Raw genomic sequence first — 10683 nt, forward strand, 5'->3', positions numbered from 1 at the left:
CCGCTGAAGCCTTGCAGTGTGGCGGATAAGGATGGCCGGGGACGGCTCGGCGCGACCATTCGGTGTTCAGCGAAGTTTTGGGGCACTCTGGGTCCATGACCGACGCGCAGGCCGGAAGGCCGACCGACGCCCCCGATCCCGCGGCGCGCCTTGCGGCGCTCGCCGCGGCGCTGGCCGACGAGACCCGGGCCGCCATCTGCATGACCCTCCTCGAAGGGCGCGCCTGGACCGCGGGCGAACTGGCCCGGATCACCTCGGTCGCGCCGTCCACCGTCAGCGGCCACCTGTCCCGCCTGCTCGACGCGGGCATCTGCGTGACCGAGCGGCAGGGCCGCCACAGCTATGTGCGGATCGCCGACGCGGCGACCGCCCGGCTGGTGGACGAACTGGCCTCGCACGCGATCCCGGACCGGGACGCCGCGCACGCGGTGCCCGTGGTCTGCGCACCCGATCCGCTGGCCCGCGCCCGCACCTGCTACGACCACTTCGCGGGGCGGCTCGGCATGGCGGTCACCGACGCCATGGAGGGGCGCGCACTGCTGCGGACCGAGGGCGCCTTCCAGCTGACCGAGGCGGGGCGCGAGTGGTGCGGGCGGGCCGGCGTCGACCTCGCGCACGAGGGGCGCAGGCCGCTGGCGAGCTCCTGCCTGGACTGGACCGAGCGGCGGCGCCACCTCGGCGGCCTGGCCGGGGCGCGGCTGTGCGCGCGGGCGCTGGAGGAGCGGTGGGTGGTGCGGCCGGCGGGCGGCGGCCGGGGACTTGAGGTGACCGGGGCGGGGGAGCAGGCCTTCGGTGACCTGCTGGGGCTCACCCCGGACGCCTGGGCCTGAGCCGGTCCAGCGTAGAGTTTCGAGTTCAATATTTTGGTGGACGCCGAAATGTTGGCTGGGTAGTGTGCGGCTATGAAGTCCCGCCTGAGTCTGCTCTCGCCCGGCGCCCTGACGGTCGGCGCCATCTCCTTCACGGTGTTCGCCTGGGCCTCCGCCTTCGTCTCCATCCGCAGCGCCGGCGCCGCCTACTCGCCCGGGGCCCTGGCCCTCGGCAGGCTGCTGGCCGCCTCCCTGGTGCTCGTCGCCCTGCTCCTGGTACGCCGCGAGGGGCTGCCGCCGCGCGGGGCCTGGCGCGGCATCCTGGTCTCCGGACTGGTGTGGTTCGGCGGCTACATGGTCGCGCTGAACTGGGGCGAACGCCTGGTCGACGCGGGCACGGCCTCCCTGCTCGTCAACACCGGGCCCATCCTGATGGCCCTGCTCGCGGCCCGTCTGCTGGGCGAGGCGCTGCCCCCGCGGCTGCTGGCGGGCATGGCCGTCTCCTTCGTCGGCGCGGTGGTCGTCGGCCTGTCCATGTCGTCCGGCGGCGACGGCTCCACCTCCGTTCTCGGGGTCGTGCTCTGCCTGCTCGCCGCGGTGGCCTATGCGACCGGCGTGGTCGCGCAGAAGCCCGCGCTGTCCTTCGGAACGCCCCTGCAGATCACCGCGTACGGCTGCCTGACCGGCGCCGCGGCCTGCCTGCCCTTCGCGGGGCAGCTCGCGGCGGAACTGCCCCGGGCGCCGGTGTCCGCCACCCTGAACATGGTCTACCTGGGCGTGGTGCCGACCGCCCTCGCCTTCATCGCGTGGAGCTACGCCCTGTCCCGGATGCCGGCCGGGAAGCTGGGTTCGACGACGTACGCGGTCCCGGCCGTCGTGGTGCTGCTGAGCTGGGTGCTGCTCGGGGAGGTGCCCGCATGGCTGACCCTGTTCGGCGGGGTGCTGTGCCTGGCCGGGGTGGCGGTGTCCCGGCGCAGGCCGCGCCGGGAGGCACGCGTCGCGGCGTAGCCGGTCCGGGGAGCCCCGGGCCCGGCGGCCCCGCTGCTCCTCAAGGCCGCGGGGCCCGTGGAGTCAGCCGATCCGCCGGAATCACCCCCCCCCGGGCTCGCATAGAAATGCGCTGGGGTGCATACTCTTTCTATGTCTAAGGTTCTCACCTCCCTTCCCGCCGGCGAGCGCGTCGGCATCGCCTTCTCCGGCGGCCTCGACACCTCCGTCGCGGTCGCGTGGATGCGCGACAAGGGTGCCGTCCCGTGCACCTACACCGCCGACATCGGCCAGTACGACGAGCCCGACATCGCCTCGGTGCCCGGCCGTGCCAAGACCTACGGCGCCGAGATCGCGCGCCTGGTCGACTGCCGGGCGGCGCTCGTCGAGGAGGGCCTGGCCGCACTCGCCTGCGGTGCGTTCCACATCCGCTCGGGCGGCCGCGCCTACTTCAACACCACCCCGCTCGGCCGCGCCGTCACCGGCACCCTGCTCGTCCGGGCGATGCTCGAGGACGACGTCCAGATCTGGGGCGACGGCTCGACGTTCAAGGGCAACGACATCGAGCGGTTCTACCGTTACGGCCTCCTCGCCAACCCCCACCTGCGCATCTACAAGCCGTGGCTCGACGCCGACTTCGTCACCGAGCTGGGCGGCCGCAAGGAGATGTCCGAGTGGCTGGTCGCCCACGGCCTGCCGTACCGCGACAGCACCGAGAAGGCGTACTCGACCGACGCCAACATCTGGGGCGCCACCCACGAGGCCAAGACGCTCGAACACCTCGACACCGGCGTGGAGACCGTCGAACCGATCATGGGCGTGCGGTTCTGGGACCCCTCGGTCGAGATCGCCGCCGAGGACGTGGTGATCGGCTTCGACCAGGGCCGCCCGGTGACGATCAACGGCAAGGAGTTCGCCTCCCCGGTCGACCTGGTGATGGAGGCGAACGCGATCGGCGGCCGCCACGGCATGGGCATGTCCGACCAGATCGAGAACCGGATCATCGAGGCGAAGAGCCGCGGGATCTACGAGGCACCCGGCATGGCGCTGCTGCACGCGGCGTACGAGCGGCTCGTCAACGCGATCCACAACGAGGACACCATCGCCCACTACCACAACGAGGGCCGGCGCCTCGGGCGGCTGATGTACGAGGGCCGCTGGCTGGACCCGCAGGCGCTGATGGTCCGCGAGTCGCTCCAGCGCTGGGTCGGCTCGGCGGTCACCGGCGAGGTCACCCTGCGACTGCGCCGCGGTGAGGACTACTCGCTCCTGAACACCGAAGGCCCGGCGTTCAGCTACCACCCCGACAAGCTGTCGATGGAGCGCACCGAGGACTCCGCGTTCGGCCCGGTGGACCGCATCGGCCAGCTCACCATGCGCAACCTCGACATCGCCGACTCGCGCGCCAAGCTGGAGCAGTACGTCGGCCTCGGCATCGTCGGTACGACCCAGCGCGCACTGATCGGTGCCGCCCAGGCGGCGGCGACCGGCCTGATCGGCGCCATGCCCGAGGGCGGCGCCGAGGCCATCGCCTCCCGCGGCGAGGTCTCCGGCGACGACGAGCTGCTGGACCGCGCCGCGATGGAGTTCGGCACCGACTGACGGGTGCACCGGGCGACCGGTGCGTCGGCCCGCTCCGGACGAGGAACGGAGCGGGCCGACGCACCGTCATCCCCCTGACGTGACGTGACATGGCATGACATGAGGTGCGGGGGATCGAGCCGGACAGGATGACCGGATCCATTCCCTGCCCGCGCACGGGTGACGGGGGCCCGCGCTAGTGTTCGCCCGTGAGCCTTCATGTCGTCATAGGATTCGGGCCCGCCGGGGCTGCCACCGCTCGACTGCTGGTCGAGAACGGTCATTCGGTACGGGTCGTGACCAGATCGGGCCGTAGCGCGGAGCCCGGTATCGAACACATCCCGTCGGACGCGACGGACACCGGACGACTGGCCGAAGCCGCGCGGGGCGCGGCCGCGATCCACCACTGTGCCGCGCCGCCCTACCACCGCTGGGCGAGTGAATGGCCGCCGCTGGTCTCGTCGGTCTGCGCGGCCGCCGAGGAGACCGGGGCCGTTCTGGTCATGCTGGGCAACCTCTACGGCTACGGTCCGGTGGGCGGTCCCCTGACCGAGGGGCTGCCGCTGTCGGCGACCGGCCCCAAGGGGCGGGCCCGCGCCGCCGGCTGGGAGCATGCGCGCAAGCTGCACGAAGCCGGCCGCATCAAGGCGGTCGAGGTGCGGGCCTCGGACTTCTTCGGGCCCGGTGTGACCGACGGCGGACACCTGGCCGCACGGGTGCTGCCGCGGCTGCTGCGCGGCAAGTCCGTCTCCACGCTGGGGGATCCGGACGCTCCCCACAGCTGGACCTACCTCCCCGATGTCGCCAGGGCCCTCGTCGAGGCCGCGGGTGACGAACGGGCCTGGGGCCGGGCCTGGCACGTTCCGACGGAACCCCCGCTGTCCGTGCGGGAGATGGTGGATCTGCTGGCCGCCCAGGCGGGAACGGGACCGGTCGCGGTGCGCAGGCTGCCGTCGGCCGTGCTGGGCCTGGCGTCGCTCCTGTCGCCGCTGATCCGCGAACTGCGGGAGATCCGCTACCAGTTCGACCGTCCGTTCGTGGTCGATTCGAGCGCGTACGAAGCCGGGTTCGCGGTCCGCGCCACCCCCGTCGACCAGCAGGTCAAGGAGACGGTGGACTGGTGGCGCGAGCGACTGGCCACCCCACGGTGAGGGACCCCGTGCGGGGACCGGCGGGAGTGCGGCGCGATGACGTCGCCATCGTGGGGATGGCCTGCCGGTTTCCCGGTGCGCGGAACCTGAACCAGTACTGGCGGCTCCTCACCGCCCCGCAGGCACAGTTCACCGCCATCCCCGACTCGCGGTGGCGCGCCGCCGCCTTCCTCAGCGACAACTTCCGTGATGCGTCCACGACGTACACGGACACCATGGCCCTGCTGCCGGACGTGGGCGACTTCGACGCGGTGCACTACGGCATCCCGCCGAGGCGGGCCAGGTCGATGGACCCGCAGCACCGGCTCCTGATCGACCTCGCCCGCGAGGCCATCCAGGACGCGGGGTGGGAGGCCGAGGGCTTCGACCGCGAAGAGACCTCGGTGATCACGTCTCTCACCGAGAGCGGCTACCGCGAGCTCAGCACGATGCAGATCCGGATGCGCCAGCTGGCCGGTGGGGAGTTCGGGGCGCGGATGGACGACCCCCGCTGGCCGGAGGCGGTCCGTGCGGTGGACGGGCTGCACGGCACCTCCGTGGCGGGGCTCCTGCTGAACATGGGCCCGAACACGATCAGTTCGGTCTTCGATCTGCACGGCGAGAGCTATGCGCTGGACTCGGCGTGCTCCGGCGGACTGATGGCCGTGGCCAACGCGGTGTTCGCGCTGCGCGCGGGCCGCAGCCGCATCGCACTCGCCGGCGGCGCACAGCTGGTCCTCGCTCCCGACCTGCTGGTGGGCCTGAGCCGGATCGGCGCCATCTCGCGCAGCGGGCGGTGCCTGCCGTTCGGTGCGGAGGCGGACGGCTTCGTCCTGGGAGAGGGCGCCGGGGTCCTGGTACTTCGGCCCCTGGCCGACGCGCTGGCGGCCGGCGACCGGGTCTACGCCGTGATCCGGGGTGTGGGAACGGCCAACGACGGCACCGTCCAGGGCGGGATGCATCCCCAGGCGGCCGGTCAGCTGCGCGCGCTGCGCAGGGCCTACCGCGACGCGGACCTGCCCCCGGACTCGGCCGGCTACCTGGAGGCGCACGGCACCGGGACACGGGTCGGTGATCCGGTCGAGGTGGGTGTCCTGCGCGAACTGCGCGGGGAGCGGGCCGAACCCGCCTTCCTCGGCGCGGTGAAGGCGGTGGTGGGGCATTCGCTCAACGCCGCCGGGATAGCCGGGCTCATCAAGACCGTGCTGGCCGTGGACCGGGGGGTGATACCGCCGCAGCCGCAGTTCGACCTCGCCGATCCTTCCGGGCTCGACGCCGCGCGCCTCACGATCCCGACGACGGCGACCCCGTGGCCGGGCACCGGGCAGCCGCGCCGGGCGGGGGTGAGCGCCTTCGGTTTCGGCGGCACCGGTGTCCATCTGGTGGTGGAGCAGTGCAGGGCGGCCCGCGCCCGCCCGGCACCGGACGGGGAGCCGCACCTCCTGGTGCTCAGCGGCCGGGACCGGGCCGGCCTGGCCCGCTACGCCGGGGAGCTGGCGCGGACCATCGCCGAGGACCGGCCGCCGCTGGCCGGGGTGGCGGACACCCTGGCCCGCCGGGCTCCCCTCGCGGAACGCCTGGCCCTGGTGGTGGAGGACGCCGCCGACGCCGTCGCCAAGCTGACCGCGGCCGCCGGGGCCGTGGCGGCGGGCCGTACCGGGGAACTCGGCCCGGGTCAGGTGGCCGGCGCCGCGGTGCCCGGCGAGCCGCCCGAGGAACCCGTGCCGGCGCCGGGCTCGCTCCCGGCCGGGGCACGCAGGGCCGCACTGGCCCGGCTCGCGGTACGCACCGTCACCGGCCCGGGGCTGCGTCCGGTGACGGAGCGCAGGCCGCCGTGCACCCTGCCGCCGAGTCCGCTGGCTCCGCGCCGCCACTGGGTGGTGGACGAGTCCGCTCGCCAGGTGTCGCCGCGGACGGCTCCCGCGAGGGCCCGTCCCGGCGGCGGGTCCGGGCCCGAGGCGGTGGCCGCGGTGCCCGCCCAGGCCCGGGCCGGGGGCACGGCCGCCGAGTCCGTCGTGCTCGAAGCGGTGTCGCGGACCGGCGTCTTCCCCCTCTCCGACCTCAGCGTGCGGATGGCGCTGACCACCGAACTCGGCTTCGACTCCCTGATGTTGCAGGAGCTGGGGGCCAGCCTCGGCCGACGGGCGCCGGGCTTCCCCACCGAGGAGGTGTTCTCGCCCGGCCTCACCATCGAGCGGCTGATCACACTCGTCGGCCCGCACCTCGCGGAACCGCCGGCGCCCGGCCGGCTCCCGCCCGCGCGGCCGTCGGCGGACCGGGACGCGCTCGACCCCGCCGAGGTCCGGCTCGGGGAAACGGGGGCCGAGTGGGGCGCCGCGACCGACTCCGTCGACGAATTCCCGGAGGTGCGGCGGTTCGAGGAGCGCCTGAGCGCGATCACCGGCAGCGGGGCGGACTTCCCGTACTTCCGGATCCACGAGGGCACCGTCCGGGACACGACCGTGATCGGCGGGCGGCCGTACCTGTCCTTCGGCAGCTACAACTACCTGGGTCTCTCCGGCCATCCGGCGGTCAACGAGGCCGCGCACCGGGCGGTGGACCGGTACGGGACCTCGGTCTCCGCGAGCCGGCCGCTGTCCGGCGAACGGGATCTGACCGTACGGCTGGAGCGGGCGCTGGCCGCCTTCCTCGGCGTCGGGGACTGCCTGGCGCTGGTGAGCGGCCACGCCACCAACGTCACGGCGATCGGGCACCTCGTCGGCGCGGGCGACCTCGTGATCCACGATGCGCTCGCGCACGACAGCATCCTCCAGGGCTGTGCGCTGTCCGGGGCGGCGCGGCGCCCGTTCGCCCACAACGACACCGGCCAGCTGGAACACCTGCTCCGGGTCAACCGGTCGCGGTTCAGGCGGGTGCTGATCGCCGTCGAGGGCGCGTACAGCATGGACGGCGACCTGGTGGACCTGCCCGGGGTGATCGAGCTGAAGAAACGATACGGCGCCCTGCTGATGGTCGACGAGGCGCACAGCATCGGCACCGTGGGCGAACACGGCCGTGGCGTGGGCGAGTTCTTCGGCGTGGACCGGTCCGGGGTCGACCTGTGGATGGGCACCCTCTCCAAGGCCTTCGCCAGCTGCGGCGGATACCTCGGCGGCTCGGCGCGCACGGTGCGGTGGCTGCGGCACACGCTGCCCGGCTTCGTCTACAGCGTCGGGCTGACCCCCGCCAACGCGGCCGCCGCGCTGGCCGCGACCGAGCTGATCCTCGCGGAGCCGCAGCGGGTGCGTACGCTGCGGCGCAACGCCGACCTCTTCCTCGGGCTGGCCGCCTCGGCCGGTCTGGCGACGGGCTCCAGTGCCCATACGCCGATCGTGCCGTGCGTCCTGGGGGACTCCGCGCGGACCCTGCGCGTGGCGGACCGGCTGTTCGCCCGGGGTGTCATCGCCGACCCGATCTTCCACCCGGCCGTGGAGGAGGGGCTGTCGAGGCTGCGGTTCTTCATCACCAGCGACCACGGCGAGGAGGACATCCGGCGGGCCGTGACGGTCCTGGCCGAGGAGGTGGCGGCCGCCGGGGGATGAGTGGCCCACGTCAGAACAGGGTGCGCTCGATGCGGCTGAGCATCTCGGTCTTCCCCGGCCCGCCGCCCTCCGGGGCCGGGGGCTCGCCGTGGCGTTCCTCGGAGGCGCCCATCCGCTGGGAGAGCAGGTAGGCGATGACCTCCGCTTCCTGCTCCTGGACGTCGTCGTACGTCGCGCGCAGGAGCATGTCACGCACGAGGTCGGGGTCGAGGTTGGGGAAGAGGAAGCGGGCGCTCTCCTCGTCCAGCCAGCCGGCCCCGCGGTGGCAGCAGATGATGTGGCCCAGCTCGTGCAAGATGATGTGCTCCTGATGCGCGCTGGTCGTGTTGGCGTCGTAGAAGATGAGGTCCTCGTCGCGCGCGGCGACCCACATGCCGCACGGCTGCGACGCGGGCATCGGCATCGGGACCAGCGTGATGGGGCGGTCGCGGATCTCGCCGAGGTAGCGGCAGAGTTCGGCCACATCGGCGCCCTCCGGCAGATCGAGTTCGGCGATGCGCCGCGCGCCGTCCTTCCGGAGCCTCTTGAGCTGGCTGCGGCGGTCGTGGTCGGCGGACCGTCCCTTCCCGGGGACCCTCACTCCGGGTCCGAGGGGTCGACGACGGGCGGCAGGCCCTGCATCTGCCGGTACTGGTCCATGATGGCCGTGATGGCCTGGAGGTTCTCCTTCTTCATCCCGGCCGCGCGCATCGCGACGGAGCGGACTCCCGCCTGTCGCAGCGCTTCGATGGCGGCGACCTGGCTGAGCACCGACTCGGCGACCTTGTCGTCGAAGAAGTAGGCGACCGACACGCCGAAGAACCGGGCGAGGGCGGCCAGCAGGTCCGGCGAGGGATTGGAGCGCTTGCCCGTCCGCAGCTGCGACAGGTACACGCCGCCGACCTTGAGTTCGGGGTTGGCCCGCTTCAGCTCCTCCGCCACCTCGGCGTTGGTCCAGTGCTTGCCCTTGGGACGAACCGTCTTGAAGAGGTTGTCCAGACGCACTGCCAGCATGGGCCGGTCGTCGGTCTCGGACACTGTGGATCTCCCTTCGGTCACCTCCTCGGCATTGCTCTCAGCTATCTGCCAGTTTTACAGATTAGCGGTCAGTTGACAATCTGCCGAGTTTCCGCCACGGTGGTGCCCACCGATAGCTGTCAGCTAACTTCGCTTACGGGGGTAGCCGAGTTGACTGCCGGTCATATCGGCCCGGCCCGCGGCCGGCCTCCGGGGGATGGAGGCCGGCCCGGGGTGGCGCGCACTCACCGGCCCGACAGGGGGAACGGGGCGGAGTCCGGGGGCGCCGGGGCAGAAAAAACCCGCCCGGCCTGACGGGGGGCAGACCGGGCGGGAGCTCTCAACTCGCTTTACCGAGCTTACGATAGACGGATGCGACCTTGGTGAGCCAGGCGACCTCGGCGGTGAAGTTGTCGCTGTCCCGGTCGTCGAAGTCGCCGGCGTCCTTGTTGTGATCGGGGACGGTGCCGGTGCGCTTGGCGTCCAAGGCCTTTCTGATCTGCGCCGCCTCGGCGAACGCCTGCCGGTGCTCCTCGCTCGCCCCGGCACCCGCCGCGTCGGCGCCGGGGGCCGTACGGTCGATGTAGGGCCGCAAGTCCCGCCACCCGTCCCGTATTTCGATGACCCGCCGGTGCAGGCGGTAGTTGAGGTCGGAGACCGAAGCCGGCCCCGGCGGCTCCAGGACGATGTCCGGGGAGGACTCGTACAGGTCCCGCCAGAGCGGATACAGCGCCCGGTACGAACGGTAACTGCGCACCCAGTCCACCAGTTTGGCGGTCGAGGCCTCCCAGGAGGAGATCGTCAGGCTGAGCGAGAGGATGAAGATGCCCGCCGCGCTGAAGACGTTGGAGGCCAGCTGCCAGGCGCCGATGTCGATCCCGGACGCGGCGGTGAGGATGTTCACCGTCCGGCACAGGCAGTAGAGGAAGAGCACCACGGCGGCGACCGAGAGCATGCGCAGGGCCTGCCGCAGTGAGGCCTTGCCGGTCATCCGGGCGTAGGGGCCGCACTGGCGGAAGATGGTGACGCACGGAACCGCCTGGGAGACGATGAAGACCAGGAGGTAGGTGAGGACCAGCGGTTGGCCGCTGCCCGTGTTGAAGTCCGTCGCCGGCCGGCCGGGACCGTCGGCGACGAGGAAGAGGGCGACCAGGAGCACGCTGAGGGCGACGCCGGTGATCAGCCAGGCGCGGGCCCTTCGTACCGCCTCCTCGGCGGGGCTCGCCCAGCGCAGCAGGATGATCTGCGCGCTGACGCAGAAGGCGACCGCCGATACGTGCATCACCAGGATGGCGAGGTTCCCGACCCCCAGGAAGCTGTCGCCTCCCATGGCGACGGCGCCCATCGTGAAGGTGAGGCACTGGAGCACCAGGGTGACGACCAGGGTGCGGTAGGCGTTGTCCCGCCAACTGCGCCTCACTTGGCACAGCCGGTAGACGAGCGCGGCATACGACGACAGCGCCGCTATGACGAAGCAGAGGGTTCTCGTGGTGTTCACGGCCTGATTCCCCGCCGGTGCCGCGCACGCGGCAGACGGTCTAGTTGTGTTGTCCCGGGACGTTGGTGACACGCGTGCTGGGTTCTTGAAATGGGTGAGGGCCTCCGGGTTCGGTGTGGATTGCGACATCTACATCGTTC

8 protein-coding genes are annotated in these 10683 nt (G+C 72.3%); 5 read left to right on the forward strand and 3 right to left on the reverse strand.

Annotation, left to right across the window (positions count from 1 at the left end; genetic code table 11):
• The first annotated feature begins 95 nt into the window (after positions 1-95).
• From ACZ4TG_RS19085 to ACZ4TG_RS19105, 5 genes are all read left to right on the forward strand, one after another.
• On the forward strand, positions 96-830 hold the full coding sequence (locus ACZ4TG_RS19085; protein ID WP_468164129.1) for an ArsR/SmtB family transcription factor: 735 nt from the start codon (positions 96-98) through the stop codon (positions 828-830).
• 72 nt (positions 831-902) lie between these two features.
• Positions 903-1817 carry a DMT family transporter gene (locus ACZ4TG_RS19090; protein ID WP_468164131.1) on the forward strand — a complete coding sequence of 305 codons (915 nt, stop codon included), beginning with the start codon at positions 903-905 and terminating at the stop codon, positions 1815-1817.
• A 132-nt stretch (positions 1818-1949) separates the two neighbouring features.
• On the forward strand, positions 1950-3398 hold the full coding sequence (gene argG / locus ACZ4TG_RS19095) for an argininosuccinate synthase (protein ID WP_468164133.1): 1449 nt from the start codon (positions 1950-1952) through the stop codon (positions 3396-3398).
• Positions 3399-3586: 188 nt separating this feature from the next.
• Positions 3587-4528, forward strand: coding sequence for an NAD-dependent epimerase/dehydratase family protein (locus tag ACZ4TG_RS19100; protein WP_468164135.1), 942 nt, complete (start codon positions 3587-3589; stop codon positions 4526-4528).
• Positions 4529-4584: 56 nt separating this feature from the next.
• The gene (locus tag ACZ4TG_RS19105; RefSeq protein ID WP_468164184.1) at positions 4585-8049 is read left to right on the forward strand and encodes an aminotransferase class I/II-fold pyridoxal phosphate-dependent enzyme; all 3465 of its coding nucleotides are present in this window, start codon (positions 4585-4587) and stop codon (positions 8047-8049) included.
• A 10-nt stretch (positions 8050-8059) separates the two neighbouring features.
• Here the strand turns inward: ACZ4TG_RS19105 and ACZ4TG_RS19110 are convergent, their stop codons facing one another.
• The 3 genes from ACZ4TG_RS19110 to ACZ4TG_RS19120 form a co-directional block, all read right to left on the reverse strand.
• On the reverse strand, positions 8060-8629 hold the full coding sequence (locus ACZ4TG_RS19110; protein ID WP_468164137.1) for a toxin: 570 nt from the start codon (positions 8627-8629) through the stop codon (positions 8060-8062).
• A complete protein-coding gene (locus ACZ4TG_RS19115; protein ID WP_468164139.1) occupies positions 8626-9066 on the reverse strand; it encodes a helix-turn-helix domain-containing protein in 441 nt (146 codons plus the stop codon). Before ACZ4TG_RS19115 ends, ACZ4TG_RS19110 begins: the two co-directional genes overlap by 4 nt.
• Positions 9067-9385: 319 nt before the next feature.
• Positions 9386-10543, reverse strand: a complete 1158-nt coding sequence (locus ACZ4TG_RS19120) for an MAB_1171c family putative transporter (RefSeq protein WP_468164141.1) — start codon at positions 10541-10543, stop codon at positions 9386-9388.
• Between the last annotated feature and the right edge of the window lie 140 nt (positions 10544-10683).

It is taken from the genome of Streptomyces sp. NPDC028314 (assembly GCF_055565795.1).